Origin of the sequence: Mycobacterium sp. E2327 (assembly GCF_001672675.1) — a bacterium.
GTDB lineage: Bacteria > Actinomycetota > Actinomycetes > Mycobacteriales > Mycobacteriaceae > Mycobacterium.
Genome location: NZ_LZKE01000056.1, coordinates 1 through 524, shown reverse-complemented (window position 1 = coordinate 524; position 524 = coordinate 1). Strand labels below are relative to the sequence as shown.

Genomic DNA, 524 nt, shown 5'->3' with positions numbered 1-524 from the left:
GCCTGCTCGGCCGCCTTGAGCCGGTTGGGTTCGACGTCGGTCGCGCGCATCGAGTTCGACATGTCGATGATCAGCACCACGACCGCGCGGTTGAGCGGAATCCGGATGTCCGACGTCGGCCCGGCCATGGCCGTGGTCAACAGCACCAGCGACGCGGCGAGCAGGATCGTCGGCACGTGCCGCCACCGGCCCGAGCGCAGCGGCGCGACCCGCTCCAGCACCTCCATGTTGGCGAACCGCAGCACCCGACGCCGACGGGCGAACTGCACCACGACGTAGATCCCGGTCAGCAGCGCCACGGCCAGCAGGAACAGGAAGAACCAGGCGTTCTGGAACCCCGTCAGCGACACCGGTCCCAGCAGCGGCAGCTTCATGTCCAGCCACCCTATTCGTCAAACGACGCGGCTGCATGGAGGCCGCATGGACGCTAGCCGGCGACCAGATCCCGGCGCTGGGTGAACTTGATGTCCAGGCTGCGCAGGTGGGTCTGTAGCCCGGCGTCCTGGATCGGGATCAGGTGGGCG

At 68.3% G+C, this 524-nt stretch carries 1 protein-coding gene; it reads right to left on the bottom strand.

Translation table 11 applies throughout. The features are described 5' to 3' along the window. A partial coding sequence (locus tag A5712_RS07215; RefSeq protein ID WP_197519322.1) for a BatA domain-containing protein occupies positions 1 to 374 on the bottom strand: 374 nt, incomplete at its 3' end. Positions 375 to 524: the final 150 nt, after the last annotated feature.